The 22,781-nt window shown below is 44.1% G+C and carries 21 protein-coding genes; 12 read left to right on the top strand and 9 right to left on the bottom strand.

Going from position 1 to position 22,781, the window contains the following annotated elements; genetic code table 11:
- Positions 1-44 precede the first annotated feature (44 nt).
- The 3 genes from hutH to hutI all read left to right on the top strand — a co-directional run bounded on the left by hutH (position 45) and on the right by hutI (position 4,074).
- On the top strand, positions 45-1,607 hold the full coding sequence (gene hutH / locus CXF61_RS12950; RefSeq protein ID WP_165598504.1) for a histidine ammonia-lyase: 1,563 nt from the start codon (positions 45-47) through the stop codon (positions 1,605-1,607).
- 44 nt (positions 1,608-1,651) lie between these two features.
- Positions 1,652-2,686 (top strand): formimidoylglutamase, encoded by a 1,035-nt coding sequence (hutG, locus tag CXF61_RS12945; RefSeq protein ID WP_227526699.1) that lies wholly within the window; start codon positions 1,652-1,654, stop codon positions 2,684-2,686.
- 110 nt (positions 2,687-2,796) lie between these two features.
- Entirely contained in the window at positions 2,797-4,074 is a 1,278-nt protein-coding gene (hutI, locus tag CXF61_RS12940; protein ID WP_227526706.1) for an imidazolonepropionase, read from the top strand.
- 115 nt (positions 4,075-4,189) lie between these two features.
- Here hutI and gdhA read toward each other — a convergent pair whose 3' ends face one another.
- Positions 4,190-5,536 carry an NADP-specific glutamate dehydrogenase gene (gene gdhA, locus CXF61_RS12935; protein WP_165598501.1) on the bottom strand — a complete coding sequence of 449 codons (1,347 nt, stop codon included), beginning with the start codon at positions 5,534-5,536 and terminating at the stop codon, positions 4,190-4,192.
- Between the two features lie 623 nt (positions 5,537-6,159).
- Between gdhA and CXF61_RS12930 the strand changes: the two genes are divergently transcribed.
- The 6 genes from CXF61_RS12930 (at position 6,160) to CXF61_RS12905 (ending at position 10,547) form a co-directional block, all read left to right on the top strand.
- Positions 6,160-6,522 carry a roadblock/LC7 domain-containing protein gene (locus tag CXF61_RS12930; protein WP_010201036.1) on the top strand — a complete coding sequence of 121 codons (363 nt, stop codon included), beginning with the start codon at positions 6,160-6,162 and terminating at the stop codon, positions 6,520-6,522.
- 176 nt (positions 6,523-6,698) lie between these two features.
- Positions 6,699-7,193, top strand: a complete 495-nt coding sequence (locus tag CXF61_RS12925; RefSeq protein ID WP_101205202.1) for a PAS domain-containing protein — start codon at positions 6,699-6,701, stop codon at positions 7,191-7,193.
- Positions 7,194-7,196: 3 nt separating this feature from the next.
- Entirely contained in the window at positions 7,197-7,946 is a 750-nt protein-coding gene (locus CXF61_RS12920) for a PhnD/SsuA/transferrin family substrate-binding protein (RefSeq protein ID WP_165598500.1), read from the top strand.
- A 123-nt stretch (positions 7,947-8,069) separates the two neighbouring features.
- Positions 8,070-8,693 (top strand): hypothetical protein, encoded by a 624-nt coding sequence (locus CXF61_RS12915; RefSeq protein WP_165598499.1) that lies wholly within the window; start codon positions 8,070-8,072, stop codon positions 8,691-8,693.
- Positions 8,694-8,833: 140 nt separating this feature from the next.
- Complete coding sequence (locus tag CXF61_RS12910) at positions 8,834-9,448, top strand: hypothetical protein (RefSeq protein WP_165598498.1); 615 nt, start codon at positions 8,834-8,836, stop codon at positions 9,446-9,448.
- Between the two features lie 418 nt (positions 9,449-9,866).
- Positions 9,867-10,547, top strand: coding sequence for a class I SAM-dependent methyltransferase (locus CXF61_RS12905; protein WP_165598497.1), 681 nt, complete (start codon positions 9,867-9,869; stop codon positions 10,545-10,547).
- Positions 10,548-10,566: 19 nt separating this feature from the next.
- Here the strand turns inward: CXF61_RS12905 and CXF61_RS12900 are convergent, their stop codons facing one another.
- The 7 genes from CXF61_RS12900 to nfsB form a co-directional block, all read right to left on the bottom strand.
- Positions 10,567-11,142, bottom strand: a complete 576-nt coding sequence (locus CXF61_RS12900; RefSeq protein ID WP_165598496.1) for a GNAT family N-acetyltransferase — start codon at positions 11,140-11,142, stop codon at positions 10,567-10,569.
- Positions 11,143-11,190: 48 nt separating this feature from the next.
- On the bottom strand, positions 11,191-11,913 hold the full coding sequence (locus CXF61_RS12895; protein ID WP_165598495.1) for a nucleotidyltransferase family protein: 723 nt from the start codon (positions 11,911-11,913) through the stop codon (positions 11,191-11,193).
- The gene (locus CXF61_RS12890) at positions 11,910-13,259 is read right to left on the bottom strand and encodes an XdhC family protein (RefSeq protein ID WP_165598494.1); all 1,350 of its coding nucleotides are present in this window, start codon (positions 13,257-13,259) and stop codon (positions 11,910-11,912) included. Before CXF61_RS12890 ends, CXF61_RS12895 begins: the two co-directional genes overlap by 4 nt.
- Positions 13,260-13,370: 111 nt before the next feature.
- Positions 13,371-15,809 carry a xanthine dehydrogenase family protein molybdopterin-binding subunit gene (locus CXF61_RS12885; protein WP_165598493.1) on the bottom strand — a complete coding sequence of 813 codons (2,439 nt, stop codon included), beginning with the start codon at positions 15,807-15,809 and terminating at the stop codon, positions 13,371-13,373.
- 2 nt (positions 15,810-15,811) lie between these two features.
- Positions 15,812-16,804, bottom strand: coding sequence for an FAD binding domain-containing protein (locus CXF61_RS12880; protein WP_165598492.1), 993 nt, complete (start codon positions 16,802-16,804; stop codon positions 15,812-15,814).
- On the bottom strand, positions 16,801-17,472 hold the full coding sequence (locus tag CXF61_RS12875; protein WP_165598491.1) for a 2Fe-2S iron-sulfur cluster-binding protein: 672 nt from the start codon (positions 17,470-17,472) through the stop codon (positions 16,801-16,803). The genes CXF61_RS12880 and CXF61_RS12875 overlap by 4 nt, the downstream gene beginning before the upstream one ends.
- A gap of 334 nt (positions 17,473-17,806) precedes the next feature.
- Positions 17,807-18,463: an oxygen-insensitive NAD(P)H nitroreductase gene (gene nfsB, locus CXF61_RS12870; RefSeq protein WP_165598490.1), complete on the bottom strand. Its 657-nt coding sequence runs from the start codon at positions 18,461-18,463 to the stop codon at positions 17,807-17,809.
- A gap of 411 nt (positions 18,464-18,874) precedes the next feature.
- On the opposite strand from nfsB, the gene CXF61_RS12865 reads away from it, so the two are divergent.
- Both CXF61_RS12865 and CXF61_RS12860 read left to right on the top strand, forming a co-directional pair.
- A complete protein-coding gene (locus tag CXF61_RS12865) occupies positions 18,875-19,528 on the top strand; it encodes a DsbA family oxidoreductase (RefSeq protein ID WP_057761286.1) in 654 nt (217 codons plus the stop codon).
- A 44-nt stretch (positions 19,529-19,572) separates the two neighbouring features.
- Complete coding sequence (locus tag CXF61_RS12860) at positions 19,573-20,268, top strand: haloacid dehalogenase type II (protein ID WP_165598489.1); 696 nt, start codon at positions 19,573-19,575, stop codon at positions 20,266-20,268.
- A 124-nt stretch (positions 20,269-20,392) separates the two neighbouring features.
- Here the strand turns inward: CXF61_RS12860 and CXF61_RS12855 are convergent, their stop codons facing one another.
- The gene (locus CXF61_RS12855) at positions 20,393-21,523 is read right to left on the bottom strand and encodes an S-(hydroxymethyl)glutathione dehydrogenase/class III alcohol dehydrogenase (RefSeq protein ID WP_165598488.1); all 1,131 of its coding nucleotides are present in this window, start codon (positions 21,521-21,523) and stop codon (positions 20,393-20,395) included.
- A gap of 292 nt (positions 21,524-21,815) precedes the next feature.
- Between CXF61_RS12855 and CXF61_RS12850 the strand changes: the two genes are divergently transcribed.
- Positions 21,816-22,736, top strand: a complete 921-nt coding sequence (locus CXF61_RS12850) for a LysR family transcriptional regulator (protein ID WP_165598487.1) — start codon at positions 21,816-21,818, stop codon at positions 22,734-22,736.
- The last annotated feature ends 45 nt before the right edge of the window (positions 22,737-22,781 follow it).

Raw genomic sequence — 22,781 nt, 5'->3', positions numbered from 1 at the left:
ATAAAAATAAATAGCTAGATAACTATGCAACTAGGATTACCCTTATGAGCAATATCAAACAACTAACCCTACATCCTCGCCAGCTTAGCTTTGAGATGCTACGTGATATCTACGAGCAGCCTGTCATATTGACACTACCTGAGAGCGCTTATGAGGCGATAGATGCCTCGCACGAAGATGTACGTACCATCATTGCGCGAGACAAAAGCGCTTATGGTATCAACACTGGTTTTGGCCTACTTGCTAAGACACGTATCAGTGATGATCAACTTGAGCTACTTCAGCGTAACCTGATCGTTTCTCACTCAGTGGGCACGGGTGAAGCTCTCCCTGCAGGCGTGGTACGACTGATTATGGTGATGAAAATTGCCAGTCTGGCGCAAGGCGTCTCTGGTGTACGCCGCGAGGTAGTTGATAGTTTACTTGCCTTAATCAACAATCAAATCACACCCAATATCCCAGCCAAAGGATCAGTTGGTGCATCTGGTGACTTAGCGCCATTATCACATATGACGCTTGCGATGATGGGTGAAGGTGATGTGTTTGTCGCTGGTAAAAAAGTGCCTGCAGCAAACGCGCTAGCCCAGCATGGACTTGAGCCAATTACTCTTGCAGCTAAAGAAGGCCTTGCACTGATCAACGGTACGCAAGTATCAACCGCATTGGCATTACGTGGTTATTTCTTGGCGCGTGATTTGCTTGAGACTGCGACCATTGTCGGCTCACTATCAATTGATGCGGCAAAAGGCTCGGACTCACCATTTGATGCGCGTATTCACGAAGTACGTGGCCATCATGGTCAAATCGAAATCGCCAAAGCACATCGTCAACTCATCAAAGGCAGTGCTATCCGTGCCTCACATGATGGTGAGCAAGACGATAGAGTGCAAGACCCTTACTGCTTACGCTGTCAGCCGCAAGTCATGGGTGCCTGTCTTGATATCATCAACCAAGCAGGGAAAACTCTGCTAATAGAATCTAATGCAGTAACTGACAACCCACTTATTTTCAATAACGAAGATGGGCCAGTTGCTATATCAGGTGGTAACTTCCATGCTGAGCCTGTCGCCTTTGCCGCCGATATTTTGGCCTTGGCAATCGCTGAGATTGGCTCGATGTCTGAGCGCCGTGTGGCCTTGCTAATCGATGCGACGCTATCAGGTGGCTTACCGCCATTCTTGGTTGATAACGCTGGGGTAAACTCAGGATTTATGATTGCTCATGTGACCGCCGCAGCACTGGCTTCAGAAAACAAATCTATCGCCCACCCTGGTAGCGTCGATAGTATCCCGACCTCTGCCAACCAAGAAGACCATGTCTCAATGGCAACTTATTGCGCACGTCGCCTATACGAGATGGCGCAAAACACTGCCACCATTATTGGTATTGAACTTCTGGCTGCTGGTCAAGGCATCGACTTCCATCGCGGACTAGATACGTCAGAGCCGCTGACTGTGGCACATCAGAAACTACGTGAGAAAGTGACTTTCTATGACAAAGATCGCTATCTAGCCCCTGATATCGAAGCAGCCAAGCAATTGGTATTAGACGGTACGCTTGCTGAGCATTGGCAGTCACTACGCAGCGATTGGTACGAGTCTAAATAAAGATTAATGGGTGGAGAGCAGCAATGACAATAGCGAGAACACCAATGACTACCTCACGCATTAGCCATACACCTGCTGATATGAGCCAGTGGACAGGACGTGCAGAGCCATTTGAGACTGCGCGTGCCCGCTATTGGTATCAGCTTACTCAGCCTTATGAGGCTCAACATATTGGGCTAATTGGCTTTGCCTGTGATCAAGGAGTCAGACGCAACCAAGGCCGCGTAGGTGCTAGAGCTGCTCCCCCATTGATTCGTCGAGCTTTTGCTACACTGCCAGTCATCGCTGATTTACAACAACGTTTTGATGGTCAATTATCAACCTTATTGGGTGATGCTGGTGACATTCATTGTAATGATAATGATGGCTTTGCCGAGAGCACCCTTGAGCAAGCTCAGTTCAAATATGCTGATGCAGTGAGCACTATCGTTAAGCAAGGTGGATTACCCATCGGGCTTGGTGGTGGTCATGCTATTGCTTATGGTAGCTTTTTAGGATTATGGCAGGCTTTAGAAAATACAAGCGAAGCAACTATCAGCACAAACACAGCGCTTACTATCGGAATTATTAATTTCGATGCCCACCTTGATATTCGTCAGTCGGATGTCGCAACTTCTGGGACACCGTTTCGCCAAATTGCCGAGCACCTTGATGCACATAGCCAGCCCTTTCATTATTGCTGTATTGGCGTCAGTCGCTTTTCTAACACGGCGGCGCTTTTCGATCGTGCCGAGCAATTGGGCGTACAGGTCATTAGTGATGAAGACTGTCATTATCAGCCTTGGGATACACTTGCTGAGCGGGTCAAAAGCTTTGTGAATCAAGTCGATATCGTGTATTTAACCATCGATATGGACTGCTTACCTGCCAGTGTCGTTCCAGGTGTGAGCGCACCTGCCGCCTTTGGTATTGAGCTAGGTTTTGTTGAGCGTATGGTCAAAACCATCATGGCATCAGGCAAAGTAAAAACGGTCGACATTGCTGAGATTAATCCTACTTTTGACGTTGATAGTCGTAGCTGCAAAGTTGCTGCTCGCTTACTAGCCACTATTGTAGAGCAGCACTTACTTAGCGCTTAGATCTTGCCAATAAAGATCATCGACTTCACAAAAATCAGGAGCATATTATGAATAAATCAAAGAACTCCGTATCGAAAAGTCCTATAGAAAAGACGCTAGATGCATCTACTATGTCATCATTTGATCATATTATTATCAATGCCAATCTTGCCACTTTTTCAGCGCATTATGGTTTTGGTATTGAGACAAGTGATGATGAAAATAAGCACACTGATAGCATTCCATACGGTCAGTTAGAAAAGGCGGCTATCGGTATTAAAAACGGTAAAATCGCTTGGGTTGGCACACAGGATCAAATCACTGCTCATCTGCCTAAATATCAAGCTAGCCAAATCACAGACGTGGATGGTAAATGGATAACCCCAGGGCTTATCGATTGTCACACGCATATCGTCTATGGTGGCAACCGTAGCAATGAGTTCGAAGCACGTTTGCAGGGCGTTAGTTATCAAGACATTGCAGCACAAGGCGGTGGTATTGTCGCGACGGTCACGGCTACCCGCGCTGCCAGTATTGAATCGCTATTTGCACAAAGTGAAAAACGTCTACTCGCGCTCATGAAAGAAGGCGTCACCAGTATCGAAATCAAATCAGGTTATGGCTTGGACTTGGACACTGAACGCAAAATGCTCACGGTCGCTCGTCAACTGGGAGAAAAATACGACATTCATGTAAGTACCACGTATTTGGCGGCTCATGCCTTGTCACCTGAGTATAAAAATCGTGCAGATGACTATATTGAGCAAGTCTGCGAGTGGCTACCCATTCTGCATGAAGAAGGCTTGGTCGATGCGGTCGATGGTTTCTGTGAAAATATCGCTTTTAGTACTGAGCAAATCAGACGAGTGTTTGAAGTGGCTCGCTCATTAAATCTACCAGTCAAACTGCACTCTGAGCAGCTGTCTGATATAGGTGGTAGTGCCTTAGTTGCTGAATATAAAGGGCTATCGAGCGACCATCTAGAGCACTTATCAGAAGAAGACATCAAAAAAATGGCGGCTAGCAATACCGTTGCCGTGATATTGCCAGGGGCGTTTTATACGCTACGTGACACCAAGTTGCCACCGATTGAAGCTTTACGTAAACATCACGTTCCTATGGCTATTTCAACCGATTGTAACCCTGGCACCTCACCGTTGACGTCGCTGTTGTTGGCGATGAATATGGGTTGTACGCTATTTTACCTCACGCCTGAAGAAGTATTGGCAGGCTCAACCGTTTATGCAGCACAAGCGTTAGGGCTGTCCAACAAAGGAAAAGTGGAAGTGGGCTGTGATGCTGATTTAGCGCTATGGGATATCGCTCGTCCTGCTGACTTGGCCTATCAGATGGGACTAAATCCTACCCAAGGCATTATGGTTCAAGGACAATGGCGCGAGACACTGTAATCAACCTACCTTTGTTTATCTCAATTAAAAAAGCCCCAATCATTCAGTGACTGGGGCTTTGCTATTTGTCCGTATGAACCAACCGCTAAGGCTTGTTTACCACTTATAAGTAAGACTAGTTCAAAATACCAAAAGCAACCAACGCATCAGCCACACGTTTGAAACCAACCATATTGGCACCAGCCATATAGTCGACATAACCATTGTCAGTTTGACCATATTGTTCTGAAGCATTCGCAGCACTGTCGTGGATATCTTTCATAATACCTTTTAGACGCTCATCGACTTGCTCAAAGGTTTGATATTGACGGACAGAGTTTTGCGACATTTCAAGCGCAGATACTGCTACCCCGCCCGCATTAGCAGCTTTACCAGGTGCATAATGAACACGGTGCAAACGGATACAATCAATTGCTTCCGCAGTGAGTGGCATATTAGCGCCTTCCACCACATACTTCACGCCATTTTCGACCAACAATTTGGCATCAGCTTCATTGACTTCATTTTGAGTAGCGCATGGAATCGCAATATCAGCTTCAAACTGCCACGGTTTCTGTTTGGCAAGCCACTCGCCACCATAAACATCAACATACTCTGCTAAAGGCTTGTTTTGCTGCTTTTGTTTTTTGAGCCAATCAATTTTTTCTTGATTGAGACCATTTTCATCATGCAACGTCCCTTGTGAATCAGAGACAGTTATTGCTATACCACCTAGCGCATTCACTTTTTCGGCAGCATGTAATGAGACATTACCTGCTCCTGATATCAGCACCTTTTTGCCTTGAAGCTTATCGTTCTGAGCGATGAGCATATTTTCTAAGAAGTAGACTGCACCGTAGCCAGTCGCCTCTGTACGCATCAAGCTGCCACCAAAGCCCACGCCTTTGCCAGTGATAACCCCTGTTGATTCGCGTGTTAAATTTTTATACATCGCAAACATATAGCTAACTTCTCGACCACCGACGCCGATGTCACCAGCAGGCACATCCATGTCTTTGCTCACGTAATGATGTAGCTCACGCATAAAGGCATAGCAAAAACGACGTATCTCACTGTCTGTTTTACCTTTAGGATCAAAATCTGACCCACCTTTACCGCCACCAATAGGCAAGCCAGTTAAGGCATTTTTAAAGATTTGCTCAAAGCCTAAGAACTTCAATACGGATTGATTGACGGTAGGATGGAATCTAAGACCGCCTTTGTAAGGGCCTAGAGCATTGCAAAACTGCACACGCCAACCACGATTGACTTGTACCACGCCTTGATCATCTTCCCAATTGATACGAAAGCCAAATACCCGATCAGGCTCTACCAAACGCTCGAATACCTTTAACGTACTATATTCAGGATGCGCATCGTATAAAGGTTGAATCGTAATTGCCACCTCTTTTACTGCTTGAATGAATTCGGGCTGATGGGCATAACGTGCTTCGACTTTTTGGATGGCTTCACTGATGCTCATGTATTTCTTCCTTAGGATAAAACTGGTGATAGTAATTATTTACATCGACGCTACAATATATTGAGTAAACAAAAGGATTATAAACGTTGATGTAAAACTGAAATCGCCCCTATACAAGATTATGTATAGAGACTGATAGGATCAAAAAAGCTGACTCAATTTGTATTTTTATAACGCATTTAGAAGTGTCAACATTTATCCCCTCATGACTGTATATCATTTTTGAGACTTATAAGTCTAGTAAATATCTTCATCATAAGAATCTATAAGCGATTTTTATTAGCTAAATTTCAGCGGCTCCGTTTGATAGCAATGATGGACATTAATCTATAGTTACAAAGAATATCTCTATTGAAAAAAAATACCAAGGATCTTGCTAGGTCTTCAACCGCTCATCGACTAGACATAATAAAAAACCACCATTTTCCTCGAAAAAATAAAGATAAAGGGTAATGATTTGATGACAAAAGGCATAAAATTCCAAAAAATTTACTTTTAATTGGGCAAATGTATATCAATATTATTAGGAAGGAATTATAATACCTTTCTTTAAACAAGGATATTTTTGACTAACTTCATTAGTTCATAAATAAAAAACCAATCACCAGTACAGAGAAAGCGATATGCGTACAGATTCATTTCAGCAGATATTGGAAGACTTAAACAGTTCATCAGCAGATGTTGAAGCATCTGCGCTAATCTCTAACGATGGTCTTATGATTGCTTCAGCTCTACCAACCGGCGTGGATGAAGATCGTGTGGGTGCTATGTCAGCAGCATTATTATCATTAGGTGACCGTGCAGGCCGCGAGTTGGCACGCGGTAGTATCGATCGTATTATGATTCAAGGCGAGAAAGGCTACGTCATCATGACCTCATCAGGCGATGAAGCCGTACTCACCATCATGGCAAAGCCCAATGCCAAGCTTGGCTTGATATTCCTAGATATTAAGCGCGCTTCAGAAGCGTTGGCAAAGCTCATTTGATTAGCGACTGCTTATCGAATTTATTAGCTTTTAATTACTATAAACATAGTTGATTCAATATAATTTGGATACAAGGAAGCCGAGTGAAAGTACTACAAGTAGTAGGCTAAGCAAGGCTGACACCGTATCTAACTTATAGAGGATTGACGATATAACGATCAACGAAGGAGATGACCATGGGTTCTCCAATCCCTGATGCACACAAACCCGATATGCCTGCTGAGCAAATCACGATGACTTATCATGATGGCACGTCACGGACTGTCTATGATACTGGTATAGAGCGCCCCTACCCAGATGGCAAACTGATTGTCTCGCGTACCAATCTCGACGGTATCATCACTCACGTCAACGACGCCTTTGTCGAAATCAGTGGCTATCATGTAGATGAATTGATTGGCCAACAGCACTATATTTTGCGTCATCCTGATATGCCAAAAGCTGCCTATAAAGACTTATGGAGTACTGCCGAGTCTGGACAAAAATGGCATGGCTATGTCAAAAACTTATGCAAAGACGGCAGTCATTATTGGGTCTATGCCACTGTGGTGCCTAACGTGCGTCGCGGTGAAACCGTCGGCTACACCTCGGTACGACGCAAACCATCACGCAGCAAAATTGAAGCGGCGATGACTCAATATGCCCAAATGAAACAAGATGAGGAAGGCTAACTCATGACGACACACAATATGTTAATCGCCCCTGATTTCTCACCTGATCGCTTTGCAGGCTGGCACATGTTCAACACCTTGATTCAAAAACGTGCCAACTTAAACATGCATCTCAATATCCCTGCCTCTCACGCTGAGCAAGAGCAGGTCATTGATGCTGGTGACATTCAAATCATTTATGCCAACCCTTTTGATGCAGCCACTCTCATCCGAGAGCAAGGCTATCGAGCCATTGCCCGACCTATCGGCAAATCTGATGAGATGGTCATTGCAGCCGCAGCTAATAGCGCTATTAGCCGTTTGGAAGACATTCGAGCAGGGGCTACTGTCGCGATGGCGGACAACCGAGATGTCAAACTGATTGGTTTGCGATTGCTAGAAGCCGTCGATATAGAAGCCTCTGATCTCAACTGGGATGTGACCGAGACCTATCAAGCGGCTGCCCGCAAGGTCATTAAAGGTGAAGCCCAAGTCGCGTTCTTTTTGGCAGAGATTTTTCATAGCTTCTCACGCTTGACCAAGACTCAGCTGTCAGTACTTATCGAAAGTGATTTGGCTGATATCAGTCATGTGTTACTAGTCAAAGAAGACTTTCCCGATGCACAAATCTTCCTAGAAGCCATCCTGAATTTGCACAACGATGCAGATGGTAAAGAGGCCTTGGCTGAGCTTGGCATGCCTCAAGGGTTTGAGCCAATGAGCGAAGAAGATGCCGAATTTATGATTGATTTGATGCAGACATTATTGGATTAGTCGCTCAATCATTATATTGATATCAAGCGCTATTTCTCTGGATTACATTATCGCTTGTCGTATGACATCATATCACTGAAGCAAGCACCGTTGTAATGATAGCAATGACAGGAGGGTATTATTATGTCTGATTCAGACCTGATCAAAGAAAATGAAAGAGTCGCGCACCGAGTATTTCGGTTTTACTCTCGTAAAGTGTTTTTAGCTCCTAACAACCGTCATTTTCATGAGCAGCGTATCAACGCAGCTTTGTTATTGACGGAGAAAGAACCGCTACAGGGTGCAGTGGCAGACTTTTTTTATGGTTGCTGGTTTGATATCCCATACGATGTAAACAACCTATTTACCCGTATCAAAGATCGTTTGTATCCTCATGTCCAGCAAGGCTTTCGCGAGTGCATTGATAAAAAAAGATACATCCAGCGCAATAGTATGTTGGCCACTCGTTGGAGTGTGCTGATATCTCCTTCTCTCAATGAGCAAAAGCAACGGCTGCGTATCAGCAGCGACGATGCCCGAGAAATCGCTAAAGACATCACTACTGAGCTGATGCAAGCGCGTGAGGACGAAGACTGGGGTACGATCGAGCAAATCGAAAATGAGTTTTTTGCCCATTGTACTGCGCGCAATGATCGCCTTGCGTTTTCGCTGGTATGGTTCCGCTTGGGTAGAAGTGATTGGCAGTTCGATGCACGCTGGGACAACTGCCAACAACATCTCGATCAAACTATAGTCAAATCCATATAAATCCGCTACATCATTATCCTCGCTAAGCATACTAATGTATAACTTACGCTCGATTTCCTTGTATCGAAATTATTTGAACTCAACGATATGAAAGCCTAATTTGTCACTTATTAATCACTTTTATCATAATGGTAGTTACTATGTCTTCTTACTTAAATGCTGATAAAACCTATCTCACCCTGACGCCAGCTGGTATTTTTGAGGCGTTTTCACAGAACGAACCAACTGATGAGCAGTTGGCATTACAGGATTTGCTGTCTTATGATCAGACGTTGCTCGCTGCTGACTGGCTTCAGCGCTATTCTGAACAATGGCTACAGAGCTTTATAGAACAAGGTTGGATTGAAAAGCTGTCGCTACTTTTACCAGCACCTAACTTACCATTGGACCAGTTCTTGCCTTATGTCGTGGCGAGCTTATCTGGTAAACGCCGTGCCGCGATCGGCTCTGATGAAGGATTTTGTTTGGCGCGAGTGGGCTATAGTCAAGAAGAAGCAGATATGCTCAGTGTCGCCGCCGCTGATTTTTCAGGCTTTATGCTTCGCCAAAAGCAACGTGGATGGGCGGTAGAAAGCCAAGCAATCTCGTTTTTTCAGCAGGTAGACCTACTCATTCCTGAGACCAGCTTTGTATTTTTATGGATAGATAACGCAGGCTACGTTCTCATCATCGATGGCGAACCTCTGACCAACAGTCGTGCCTTTGTCGAGCTGGTATGGGCACTCAAAACCTCTGGATTGAGATTTCTTAATTAAGGAGGTTGCTTAACTGATTTAACTCACTTAGTTGATTCCGTTGCATCGACTGATTTGATGCCTAATCTCAATCTTTTACGCGAGCATAAGCAGTGTGCTTAATTCTAGCTAAGCACACTACTTATGCTTATATGAAACTGTTCGTACCATTCTTACCTATATCACTCTTTGATATCGGCTAACTCTATGCAGCAATAACAATACTCTCAGAATTAACAATAACTTGTCAGAATTTAGGTCATACTCTTCTCATACACTTAGGTATTTTCTTGCCACAACTTAAGTTGCCACAAATCTCTAATCATTCAAACATCTATACCGCTTCCAATATTTTAATTATCTTTTCCAACGTTGTACCCTACCGAAATCGGCAACCCCTGCCAAACCTTGCATTCTTGCTTATTTTTTAGGACAGTTTATGACTTCGCTGACCACTGTGCGCGTGCGTTATCAAACGATTGAAATTGGCAACACCGACATTCATATTTGTACTTTGCGTGACAATCAACAATTTAGCGACCCTGATGACGAAGCGTTAAACCTTGGCATCTGCTCTGCTTCTTGGCCGATGTTTGGGGTGATATGGCCGTCAAGCTTGGTGCTGGCCAATCATATGCTCGATTACGATATTGCAGGCAAACGTATTTTGGAAGTTGGCTGCGGTATGGCGCTCTCTAGTCTGCTATTGAATCATAGACATGCGGACATCACAGCGACTGACTATCATCCAACGGTTGAGTATTTCCTTGATAGGAATACCACGCTGAACAATAACAAAGAGATTAATTTTGAGCGTTTAGATTGGGCAGAAGACAATAGCCATCTTGGTAAATTTGATATGATTATCGGCAGTGACTTGCTATATGAAGACCAACACATTGATATATTGGCTGAGTTCATTGACCGTCATGCTATGCCGACTTGCGAGGTCATCGTGGTCGATCCTGGTCGCGGTCGCAAAAACAAGTTAACCAACAAGATGACTGAGTTTGGCTTTAGTAGTAAGCATGTCAAACCTGAAAATACTACTTATCTAGACTTACCTTTTAAAGGGCATATTCTGACGTTTTCGCGAGATAATAGTAGCCAAACAGAGTAAAAGCCAGCCGTCAATGCAATTAAGTGAGCACAGTATCCTGCCATTGCTGCCGAGTGATTTTGTACAGCACATGCTCAGCGAGCCGATGATTAGGATTAATCATAGGGTGATAGAAGTTTTCTTGTGTATTGGTCATACCAAGGCGCTCCATAACCAATTGTGAGCGCTTATTAATGACTGCTGTAAATGAAACTACTTCCTCAATCCCTAACTCAACAAAGGCAAAATTCAGAGATGCTCGGGCAGCTTCAGTCGCATACCCTAATCCCCAATAGTCATTATCTAAGCGCCAAGCAATCTCGACAGCAGGAGAAAACGGCATATCGGCATACGCGTTATTTAATCCAACCATACCGATAAAAGTATCTGTCTCTTTTAGACTAACCGCCCAAAAACCCCACCCATTATCATCAATCAGCGACTGGCATTTTTTGGCGATAGCATTACTCATCGAAGTAGTTAATAACTTAGGAAAGTATTCCATTACTTCAGGGTTAGCGTTCATCTCAGCGAATGGCGCAAAGTCGCTCGTTTGCCATTGTCTAAGATACAGTCGTTCGGTTTCTATCGTATTTATAATTTTATTCTCTCGCATTTCGTTGTTCAAAATGAATACTATTCAAAATAAATTAAATTAATCAGGCTAGCTATCAAGCCAGCCTTCTTGTTTTGCATAAGCTAGCTGCTCCGCTGTGTCAATATCGTAGCTGAGTTGGTCGTTATCGACCTCAACTATTTGATCAGCGGGCAATCCTCTAATGAGGTGACGAAGCCCTTTATCTCCTATCAACTCTGGCTGCCACTGTCTCAGCAGTTTACAGTTAATTGCTAAAGGCAGACCTATGATATCAGATACCGTTTTATCTCGATTTTGATGTTTTTCTAAACGTTGCCAGCTGTGATAGCGACTGGCTACTACTGGCTGCTCGCCCGCTAGTAAAGCCATTAGATGTGGTTCATCTAATAATACTTGATCGACTCCCATGACGAGCACCCGATCGATTGAAGTCGATTCAATAGCAGCAATTGTCTCAATACCCAAACTCAAACTATGCGCCATACCAGTATTAGCTTGCGAGTTCCCCACTATTTGAACCGTTGGATATTGATCAGCCAACTCTGTCATCATACTAGCAATCAAACGATGGTTATCAGGAATGACAATGACAATAACTTGCGGATTGGTCGTTATTGCCAATCGAGTCATATCAGTAATCAACGGCTCGCCATTCTTAATGAGTAGCTGCTTGGGTTGACCGAGACGCTGACTGAGACCACTTGCTAAGATAATGATCGCATGGTTTTGGCTATGCTGTTCAGTACTTTCTGTATGTTCAGTACCTTCTGTAAATACACGCTTACTCATACGCCACTCTGGACATTATTGGCATCCATATCACTACTCACCGCTGTGATATTTGAGAGATTACTATGTGAACCATTCACTGGAGCATCTTGATTGTACATGACCGCATTAATCTGTGCCATGATACCGAGTGCGAGTGCCTCAGGGCCATCTCCACCCAGCTTATAACCAATCGGATAATGTAGTTTATGAATGCCCGCTTCTAACATAGTAGGATTGCTAAGGTTCATGCTAATCTCATTAATTAAACGTTCGGTACGATAGCGCGGCCCTAATTGTCCTAAGTATCTATAATTGTCTGAATGCTTAAGCAGTATTGCTAAGCGAGCGCGATCTTGACTCAAGCTGTGTGACATCAAAGCAACTGCTGCGTTGTTACTAAGCTCAAGCAAAGTCTCACTGTCATCTAAAGATAGCGACATCACAACATCCGCTTGAGGAAACCGCATACGCGTCGCATATTGCGCGCGGCTATCTATAACTGTCACATGCCAATCTTGCAGCTTGGCCATGGTCACTAGTGGCATCACGTCGTTACCTGCCCCGCAAATCAATAGACGCAATTGTAGTTGCAGGCGTTGTACAAGCCACTCTGTTGTTACCTTGCCGTTTTCCACCGTCACATATTCGGCATTTTTATCAGACAGCTTATATTCTGCTAATTCTTCTACAGTATTGGCAAGTATGCTGGAAAGAGCTGTTTTCCCTTGTGCAGAAATACTTCCCAAGTTGCGATGTTCATCTAAATTAATCCGCATCCCAGTTTGCAAATTATCACTGTTTTGCGATATAGAATCTTGATGCTGATAGTCATTAACACGAATTAGAGTCGCTACAGTAATCGGCTGCTGAGTACGTCGAACATTACGGATGGTCTCTAGCAATGGCGTTGCTGTCGTTAGTCGCTCAAATAATACATGCACTCGCCCATTACAGCCCAGTCCGAAATTTAGCTCATCAAAATCCGCTTCATTTAAACCGCCATCTAAGCCGCTATTTAAGTCGTTATCTAAATCGCTATCTAGCTCATCATATATATCAGACTTAGTTTCTTTAGCACTTGCTTGCGTTTGGCCATCGTCAGCATAGTGAATGTCATCACCCGTCTGATAAACTTGCACATTGGCACCGTTACGAGTAAGCCAAAAGGCACGTTTGATGATGTGCGGCTCCAAGCAACCACCACTAATCATCCCAACTGAGCGACCATCCTCACAGATGAGCATCATCGCGCCAGCACGGCGATATGCTGAGCCTTCAGTACGTACGACCGTTGCCAATACAGCATCAATACCCTGTTGCTTAGCTTTGATTGCCAGCTTAAGAATGTCAGCGACCTGATTCATAACGCCTCTTATTTGGTAGTTATTTTCTTGATAATGACGAAATATACTGATGATTGAGTTATAAAAACCCGCTCATTAAGCGGGTTCCTATCGTACATATGGCTTAAAAAATTACTCTGGCATCTCGTAAAGCAGCTTATCAAGCGTAATCGGAAAATCATAAACGCGTACGCCGACGGCATTGTAGACAGCGTTAGCAATCGCGGCAGCAGCACCGGCAATAGCCGTCTCACCAATACCTTTGATATGCATCGGGTTGGTATAAGGGTCATCCTCTTCGACCAATATCACATCTAACTGTGGTACATCAGCATTAACTGGCACATGGTACTCAGCGAGGTCATGGTTACACAGGCGTCCGTCACGTTTATCATGGATGACCTCTTCCATCAACGCTGAACCAATACCAAATACCATACCGCCATAGCATTGCGAAGTCGCTGTTTTATGATTAAGAATACGACCTGCGGCAAATGCACCCGTCATACGTTTTACTCGAATTTCACCAGTGACTTTATGTACGGCTACTTCAGCGAAGTTTGCACCGAAAGAAGATTGACGATACTTTTTACCATTTTTACCTGGCTTTATCTGTCCTTTAGCACTGACTTTTTGCTCCTCATAGCCTGCGATCACGTCAGCAAGCGCATATGATTCTGTATTGTCAAAATCATATTTTTCCGATTCTAACTGTTCTTCTAATATATTCTCTGAAAATGAGACTCCGGTCGTTTCAGATATTTTATCAATAGTGCTATCAGCGAACGCTTGACCGTTCTCTTTGGCTGCCTCTACCGCAGTCAGATCGTGCTTGCCTGCTTGCTTAATTTGACCATTATCTAGCTGAATCGTATCAGGGTATAGACCGACTTTTTCTGCTAACATTTCACGCAGCTGCTCACAAGCAAGGTAGACACCACTACCTGCACTCGCAGCGCCCCAGCTACCACCTGAACCTGATGCAGGCGGCAGGGCACTATCACCTAATTTCATCTCAATATGGTCAATAGGTAGTCCTAATAAATCTGCAGCTACCTGAGAAAACACCGTATAAGACCCAGTACCGATATCTGTCATATCTGTTTCAATAACGGCTTTGACACCGAGCGCTTTTGACTTATCGATTTGCAAAGTTGCTCGCGCTTCAGAAGACTGTAATTGATTACCACGTGCGGCAGCAGCCATGCCCGTTCCTATCCACCAGTCGCCTTCTAACTGACTGGCAGGCTTCGCGTTTCGCTGACTCCAACCAAACTGCTCGGCACCTTGCTCCATACAGGCAATTAGCTGGCGCGTCGAAAATGGAATGTCTTTGCTAGGGTCTTTTTCGGGTTCATTACGGCGGCGCAGCTCTATAGGATCAAGGTCTAACTGCGCAGCCAATTCATCCATTGCACATTCAACGGCAATCATACCGACCGCTTCGCCAGGTGCACGCATCGAGCCTGATAACACTTGGTTCATATCGACCATTTCATAATTTACACGGCGGTTTTTACCACTGTATAGATAGTGCGTAGACAAGGCAGTTGGCTCAAAGAACGCCTCATCTGGCAAATTGCTAGAAATAGTATCGTGAATTAACGTATCGATAACGCCATTTTTATCGCAGCCAATTGCAATGCGCTGACGAGTATTTGAGCGTCTAACTGTGGCTTCCATCACTTGTGGACGCGTCATGGTAATTAATACTGGACGACCAAGATCTTTTGACGCAATAGCAGCGGCAATAGATTCAGGCGCTATACCGAGCTTGCTACCGAACCCGCCACCGACATAGTGCGCGATCAACTGAACTTGATCTTTATTTAAGTCTAGCGCATCCATCACTTGTTGCTTGCAAGACGCGAGCATTTGATTGGCCGTATAAAGAACGAGCTTATCCCCTTCCCAATGTGCCAATGTTGCATGTGGCTCCATCGCCGAGCTGTTTTGACTTGGCGTATGATAAAAGCGATCAAGCGTTACCTCAGCATCAGCCAATCCTTGCTCAGGATCGCCTTGGACATAATTTTTGTCAGAGCCTTTTTTCTCATCAACTTCATGGGCGTTAGACAACTCTTTAGTAAAATTTAATGCCGCTTGGTCAGTCTCATCTTTATAAGTGACTTTAAGCGCATTTGCCCCTTCTGTTGCTGCTTCAAAGGTTTCAGCGATTACAACAGCGATAGGTTGACCATGATAAAAAATCTCAGTCGCTCCCTGCTTCGGGGCTTTTTTCAATCCGCCTTGCTGAGAATTACGCAAGAAGTGCTTAGGATCTGTCACGACCTTAATAATATTAGGAATGCCGTCTAAAGAACTACTATCGATATTCTCAACCTGTCCTTTGGCAATGGTCGCACCGACCAAGACACCGTACGCTTTATTGTCTAAGTGGATTTCGGAACTATAATGCGCTTGACCGCTAACCTTTAACGAGCCGTCAACACGGTTAATTGGCTTACCGACCAGTTTGCTCGCTGTTGTGCTAAATAAAGACTCAACAGGCTCATCCATGGTCATTTTTTTGGTCGGTTCTGACTGAGTGATTGATTCAAATAATGACATGATTATGCTCCCTCGCCCGCTAGTGCGCGCTGAATGACTTGTTTTAGTAGGCGACGCGTCAATGGTATCTTAAAGTCGTTTTGACCATTACCTTTAGCATCATTCAATAACAGATCAGCGGCTTGCGCGATAACGTCATTATTGCCATCGGTATCCGTTAACAGTGCTTCAACTTCCTCATTACGCCATGGCTCCGTACCGATACCACCAAATGCCAATCGTACCGTTTTCAGATTGCCGCTATCATCAGCGTCTATTACTGCGGCACAGGATACGAGTGCAAAGGCATAAGAGGCACGATCTCGAACTTTGTCATAGGTGTGCATACCTTTGATAGGTGCAGGTAATACAACGTGAGTAATTAACTCGCCTGCCTCTAATACGTTTTCGATGTGCGGTGTATCTTTTGGCAGACAATAAAAGTCTTTTACATTGATAGAACGAGTCGAACCGTCCGCTTTAACTGTTTCGATAGTGGCATCCAGTAAGCGCATAGCCACTGCCATATCAGATGGATGCTGCGCAATACAGGCATCGCTCGTACCTAAAATAGCTAGCGTACGGTTCTCACCATTGATAGCAGGACAACCTGTGCCCGGTTCACGCTTGTTGCATGCGCTATCTGTCTGGTAAAAATAATAACAACGTGTGCGCTGTAAGAAATTGCCGCCAGTCGTTGCTTTATTACGCAGCTGTCCAGTCGCCCCTGCCAAAATTGCTCGGGACAATACGGGATAATTGGCAATAACTTCAGGATGCGCTGCCAAATCACTATTGGTCACAAGCGTACCGATACGCAAACCGCCGTCGGCAGTGGATTCAACCTGCTCTAATTCTAAACGGGTAATATCAACCAATTTGATTGGCGTCTCAATCTCCAATTTCATCAAGTCTAATAAGTTAGTACCACCTGCGATAAAAGACGCATCTTCAGTACTGGCAGATATTGCCGCTTGCTCTGGTGCATCAGCACGACTGTATTCAAAGCGTTTCATGAGCGGCCTCCTGTTGTAGCAGTTACTGTCTTATTATTCGCTGAGGTCTTGCCAAGTTGCGCTTCGCTCGGTGGCGGTGACCAGATACCTGTCACGCTTGAGTTTTGCACTGTATTGTCTATTTTTTGAGTACTAGATTCTTGTATTTGACTCTCTGAAACCTGACTCTCAAGCACTTGTGAAATGGCTTTGATAATATTTGGATAAGCTGAGCAGCGGCAGATGTTACCGCTCATGCGCTCAGCAATTTCTTGTACAAGGCGACCATCAGGATTTTTTAAGTCGGTGCTCACATGGCTTGGCCAATTTTGCTTTACTTCTTCTATCAATGCGGTCGCTGAGCAAATCTGACCAGGCGTGCAATATCCGCACTGAAAAGCGTCATTGTCTTTAAACGCTTGCTGCAATGCCGATAATGACTCTGGCATTCCGATACCTTCAATTGTTGTGATGTCATCACCATCATGCATAACGGCGAGTGTCAGACAGGAATTGACCCGTCGTCCATTGATGAGCATGGTACATGCTCCGCATTGACCATGGTCGCAGCCTTTTTTGGGTCCAGTAATTTGTAGGTGCTGACGACATACGTCGAGCAGTGTCGTACGGGCGTCAAGATTCTCGAGCTGATAATCTTGCTTATTGATTGTTAAGGTCAAAGTAGACATGCTGGCTTCTCGCTGGCAGATGAATATAATGGAATGGTGAAATACGCTTCAAAATGACAACGTTAATAAATTTATTATGACGTATGAAAACAGTTGTTTTGTTTTTACTTTGTAGGGGTTCCAGTGTAGTTTCTAATCTACGAGAGTATCGAAATGTTAGCGCTGCTAATAGATGGTATGTGATTTATCATCAGTTTTTAACGTTATTTCAAAGGAAATCCCTAAAAAAAAGCCTCATAAACGGTCAGTTTATGAGGCTCTTAAATAGACTTTTTACGTATAGTATTTAGTAGATATGTCTATTAAACACGTTCTTTGCTTAGCTAATAACTGGCTAGACTTTCGTAATAATGGTTTCTTCATCAAAACGTGATTTTGGCAGCTCAGCGTTAAAGTCCTCTTTACTACGATAACCAAGTGATACGACTGCCACAGCGGTGTAGCCTTTACTACGTAAATCAAACTCTTCATCGAGCGTTTTCAAATCCGCCCCTTCCATCGGCACCGCATCAATACCCAAAGTTGCCGCCCCTAGTAGCAAAGCGCCCATATTGAGATACAATTGCTCTATCAACCAATGTGGCTCGTCTTTTTGCTCATAACGACGAATGTCCAAAAACATTTTACGCGTCTGATGCATTTGCTCTTTAAATTTTGGCTCTGCGAAACGACCATCTGCATCTTGTTTTTCTAAGATGTCATCTAGAAACTCATCATCGGCATAGACACGGCTACAGAATACAATGACGTGCGAGGCACCTTTTACTTTGGCATCGTTGAACTCGTACATGCCCTCCGTGCCTTTTGCGATTCGGGCTTTACCAGCTTCATCATCAGCAATGACAAAATACCAAGGCTGAATATTGGTACTCGAAGGACTGAGGCGCAAAATATCCTTTAGACTTTGGAAATCTTCTGTTGATATTTTCTTATCGGTATCAAACTCTTTTGTGCTATAGCGCCAGTTCATTGCTTCAGTGATATTTTTCATCTGTGACTCCATTATTGATATTAATTTTTTATTCTTTATTAGAATTTTTATTCTTTATTAGAATCTTTCTTCTTCAATTATCATTTCAACGAAGCCACTTTAAATAAAAAGCTATTTTGTGACCATGCCTGCTTGGTTAAGTATTCGTAGGTTTTGTTATGACTGAGTCAGAGTATTGCAAAAACGCCTACTTTCTTATTAGTAATGGTTACAATTACGCTACCGAATTGGCGACGCCGACTGCGCAGACTACATTGTAATCACTTAGTCATTCTCTTAGTATGAACTGACTTGATACATGGTAACTAGTTATAGTTGTCTGATAACTAGGTATATCTGCTTGATTCCAACTGATATGCCTCTATCCATACATCCCAAACAAAACATAAATAATAATACCCGCGAGGAAATATGAGCACATCAGAAAAACCACTCCGAATAGATATCGTCTCAGATGTCGTCTGCCCTTGGTGCGTCATCGGTTATCGCCAATTAGCAGCAGCACTTGAGCAAACCAATACCGCTCACACTATCCACTGGCATCCGTTTGAGCTAAACCCAAACATGCCAAGCGAAGGTCAAAATCTACGTGAGCATATTATTGAAAAGTACGGCTCTACCAAGCAAGAATCAGATGCTAGCCGAGTCAGAATGACTGAAGCTGGACAGGAAGTTGGCTTTGAATTTAATTTCAATGATGATACACGTATGCACAACACCTTTAATTTGCATCAGCTGCTACATTTCGCTGATCAACAAGGCCGCATGCATGAATTAAAGCAAGCCTTGTTTGCCGCACATTTCACCAATAACAGAGACATCTCAGATATTAATGTGCTTGCCGATATTGCAGCAGAGACTGGGCTTGATCGTAGTGAATCATTGGCAGTGTTAGAAGGTCAATTTTTTGCAAAAGAAGTACGAGCAGAAGAGCAGCATTGGCAACAGCAAGGCATCCAAAGTGTACCAGCGATTATCTTTAATGAGCGTCATCTGGTCAGCGGCGCGCAAGGGGTCGAGAACTACATCAGTATCTTAGAGCAGTTGGCCAACATGACTGAGTAAACCACCTGACGTTATAAAAATGTCACTCTATAAAAGGATACTTTATGTCTTCTGAACGCTTTCCCTCGATTATTGTGTTCGACGTCAATGAAACATTGCTCGATATCGACACGCTAACGCCTTTATTCACGCGCGTCTTTGGCAAGCAAAGAGTACTGCGAGAATGGTTCGCTCAGCTAGTACTGTACTCACAGACTATGACATTGTCTGGCCTCTATACGCCTTTTGGTGAACTTGGCGTTGGTGCTCTGCAAATGGTTGCTGATATCAGACAAGTGACTTTGACAGACGATGATATCAATGAGTTCAAAGAAAGAATGAGTGCGTTGCCTGCGCATCCTGATGCAGCGCCAGCACTGACTCGTTTGCGTGATGCAGGGTTTCGACTGGTCACGCTGACCAATTCAGCAAGCAGTGCGTCTCCAACGCCATTAGAAAAAGCAGGACTCAGTCAATTCTTTGAGCAGCACTTTAGTATTGAGACTGTTGGCAAATTCAAGCCAGCACCTGATACTTACCAATTGGTGGCTGATACGCTAGCCGTTGATACGTCAGATTTATGCCTTGTCGCCTGTCACCTCTGGGATACCATAGGCGCACAAGCGGCAGGTTGTCGCGGTGCATTTTTGACCCGTCCTTATAATGCGATGCTAAACGCGCCAAATGTACCAGTTCCAGACTTGACCTCATCAGACTTATCGACATTAGCGGATCAAATCATTAGCAAAAAGAGTGCTTGAGACTTTCAATCACTAAGCTATGTGTGGAAATAATATTACAAAAAGGCTGCCTCAATATTGAAGCAGCCTTTTTGTTTTTAATAAAGTATTTCTAAGACAATAACGTCGTTGCTGTCTTTGTTGATTACTCCGAGAAATGTACAACCGTACGAATACTCTCACCTTTGTGCATCAGGTCAAACGCTTCGTTGACATCTTCTATTGGCATCGTATGCGTGATGAAATCCTGTAAAGGAATCTCGCCCGCTAGATAGCGCTCGACATAGCCTGGTAGTTCTGTACGACCTTTTACACCGCCAAATGCTGAGCCTTTCCAGACGCGGCCTGTCACTAACTGGAATGGACGCGTTGAGATTTCTTGACCAGCACCAGCGACACCGATGACGACTGACTCGCCCCAGCCTTTGTGACAGCACTCTAGCGCAGAACGCATGACATCAACGTTACCGATACATTCAAACGAATAATCAACCCCGCCATCGGTTAGCTCAACGATGACTTCTTGAATTGGTTTGTCATAGTCTTTTGGATTGATGCAGTCAGTTGCACCTAGTTTTTTGGCCAATTCAAACTTGCTTTCATTGATATCAATGACAATGATACGGCTGGCTTTTGCCATCGCCGCACCAATCACTGCTGACAGTCCGATACCGCCCATACCGAAGATAGCCACGGTTGCGCCCTCTTCGACTTTTGCTGTATTCATGACTGCGCCCATGCCGGTAGTCACGCCGCAACCAAGCAAGCAAACTTCTTCTAATGGCGCTTCTTTATTGACTTTGGCTAATGAGATTTCTGGTAAAACCGTGTACTCAGAAAAAGTCGAGCAACCCATATAATGGTAGATAGGCTCGCCGTCTTTGTAAAAACGCGTCGTGCCATCTGGCATCAAGCCTTTACCTTGCGTCTCGCGTACTGCTGAGCAAAGATTGGTTTTGCCTGAGCGGCACATTTTGCAAACGCCGCACTCTGCGGTATATAGCGGGATAACATGATCACCGACCTGCACGCTGGTCACGCCTTCGCCGACTTGCTCAACGATACCGCCACCTTCATGACCCAAGATCGCAGGGAACACGCCTTCTGGGTCTTCACCAGATAAGGTAAATGCATCGGTATGACAGACACCACTGGCGACGATTTTGACCAATACTTCGCCTTTGCGTGGCAGCATGACGTCCACTTCTTCGATAGATAGTGGCTGCTTTGGACCCCACGCGATGGCGGCTTTTGATTTGATAAATTTATCAGACATAAGAATCTCTCTTTTTAATTGATTGTTATTTATGGGTGACGACATAACAGTTTTGTTATAAGTACAAGCAGTTCTAAAAGTTTGCTAACCCATCTTATGGATTTTAGCGGTCACTATATCTACAGTTAAAACAAATAAAGATAGACTGAGCTTATCTTGCCTGCCCTCTGTAGGCAAGCATTGATGACCATAAAGCAGCATCTATTTACATTGATACTAACCATTATATTTATTTCTGAGCAGATAACAATATGCTATATTTGCAAATATCTTTTACATATTGGTAATAATCATGCGCTGGGAAGGGATTAGTGAGTTTGTCTATGTTGCAGAATACGAGAGCTTTACACGTGGTGCGAAAGAGCTGGGTATCTCGACTGCACAAGTCAGCCGCCAGATCAGCGCGTTAGAGAAACGTTTAAACATAAAGCTGCTATATCGAACCACGCGTAAGGTCTCACTAACTGAAGAAGGCCGTGTATTCTATCAGCACTGCCGCAGTGTACTTGATGGCTTGGATGCCGCTGAGCAAGCCGTAAGCAACTTACAGTCAAAGCCTCAAGGCAGGATAAAACTAACAGCACCCGTTACTTATGGTGAGCAGCAGTTATTACCACTGATCAATGATTTTATGATGCAGTATCACGATATCGAAGTGACTGCCTTTTTGAGTAATCAGAAAATCGACTTGATTGAAGGGGGTTATGATTTGGCCATTCGTATTGGCAAATTGCACGACTCGACGATGATGGCAAAGAAACTTAGCTTGCGTACTAATTTTGTCTGCGCGGCGCCCTCTTATCTAAAAAAACACGGCATACCACATCATTTAAGTGATTTAAGTCAACATAACTGCCTATTGGGTACTCGTGACTACTGGCACTTTATAGATACCACTAAAACAAAAGAGAACAGTAATACTCATGGTAAGACGGACAACCAACAAACGAGCGTAGAAAGGAACCTGCGTGTCTCTGGTACGGTGCAATATAACAGCGGCTATAGTCTGGTCGATGCTGCGCTAAAAGGGCTGGGTATCGTACAGCTGCCTGATTATTATGTGCAAAAGTACTTAGCGTCTGGCGAGTTAGTTAGTTTACTTGATGACTATAGAGAGCCCGAAGAAAGCATTTGGGCCATTTATCCGCATAACCGCCATTTATCACCAAAGATTAGGCTGCTCGTAGATTATTTGGCAGAACATTTGGTTTAACGTTCTATTAAGACGTATTGCAATCACAAACCTGATTACGCACAA

The sequence above is a fragment of the Psychrobacter sp. 4Dc genome, from assembly GCF_002836715.1.
Classification (GTDB): Bacteria; Pseudomonadota; Gammaproteobacteria; order Pseudomonadales; family Moraxellaceae; genus Psychrobacter.
The sequence above is the reverse complement of the archived record's forward strand: the minus strand, read 5'-3'. Positions and strand labels throughout refer to the sequence as shown.

Bases quoted from the DNA above. Each gene is read 5' to 3' on its own strand.
- CXF61_RS12880 (WP_165598492.1), bottom strand. From the start codon at position 16,804: ATGAAACGCTTTGAATACAGTCGTGCTGATGCACCAGAGCAAGCGGCA.
- CXF61_RS12850 (WP_165598487.1), top strand. From the start codon at position 21,816: ATGCGCTGGGAAGGGATTAGTGAGTTTGTCTATGTTGCAGAATACGAG.
- CXF61_RS12910 (WP_165598498.1), top strand. From the start codon at position 8,834: ATGTCTTCTTACTTAAATGCTGATAAAACCTATCTCACCCTGACGCCA.
- CXF61_RS12885 (WP_165598493.1), bottom strand. From the start codon at position 15,809: ATGTCATTATTTGAATCAATCACTCAGTCAGAACCGACCAAAAAAATG.
- CXF61_RS12915 (WP_165598499.1), top strand. From the start codon at position 8,070: ATGTCTGATTCAGACCTGATCAAAGAAAATGAAAGAGTCGCGCACCGA.
- hutG (WP_227526699.1), top strand. From the start codon at position 1,652: ATGACTACCTCACGCATTAGCCATACACCTGCTGATATGAGCCAGTGG.
- CXF61_RS12860 (WP_165598489.1), top strand. From the start codon at position 19,573: ATGTCTTCTGAACGCTTTCCCTCGATTATTGTGTTCGACGTCAATGAA.
- hutH (WP_165598504.1), top strand. From the start codon at position 45: ATGAGCAATATCAAACAACTAACCCTACATCCTCGCCAGCTTAGCTTT.
- CXF61_RS12895 (WP_165598495.1), bottom strand. From the start codon at position 11,913: ATGAGTAAGCGTGTATTTACAGAAGGTACTGAACATACAGAAAGTACT.
- CXF61_RS12890 (WP_165598494.1), bottom strand. From the start codon at position 13,259: ATGAATCAGGTCGCTGACATTCTTAAGCTGGCAATCAAAGCTAAGCAA.
- CXF61_RS12920 (WP_165598500.1), top strand. From the start codon at position 7,197: ATGACGACACACAATATGTTAATCGCCCCTGATTTCTCACCTGATCGC.
- CXF61_RS12930 (WP_010201036.1), top strand. From the start codon at position 6,160: ATGCGTACAGATTCATTTCAGCAGATATTGGAAGACTTAAACAGTTCA.
- nfsB (WP_165598490.1), bottom strand. From the start codon at position 18,463: ATGAAAAATATCACTGAAGCAATGAACTGGCGCTATAGCACAAAAGAG.
- gdhA (WP_165598501.1), bottom strand. From the start codon at position 5,536: ATGAGCATCAGTGAAGCCATCCAAAAAGTCGAAGCACGTTATGCCCAT.
- CXF61_RS12925 (WP_101205202.1), top strand. From the start codon at position 6,699: ATGGGTTCTCCAATCCCTGATGCACACAAACCCGATATGCCTGCTGAG.
- CXF61_RS12865 (WP_057761286.1), top strand. From the start codon at position 18,875: ATGAGCACATCAGAAAAACCACTCCGAATAGATATCGTCTCAGATGTC.
- CXF61_RS12855 (WP_165598488.1), bottom strand. From the start codon at position 21,523: ATGTCTGATAAATTTATCAAATCAAAAGCCGCCATCGCGTGGGGTCCA.
- CXF61_RS12875 (WP_165598491.1), bottom strand. From the start codon at position 17,472: ATGTCTACTTTGACCTTAACAATCAATAAGCAAGATTATCAGCTCGAG.
- CXF61_RS12900 (WP_165598496.1), bottom strand. From the start codon at position 11,142: ATGCGAGAGAATAAAATTATAAATACGATAGAAACCGAACGACTGTAT.
- hutI (WP_227526706.1), top strand. From the start codon at position 2,797: ATGTCATCATTTGATCATATTATTATCAATGCCAATCTTGCCACTTTT.
- CXF61_RS12905 (WP_165598497.1), top strand. From the start codon at position 9,867: ATGACTTCGCTGACCACTGTGCGCGTGCGTTATCAAACGATTGAAATT.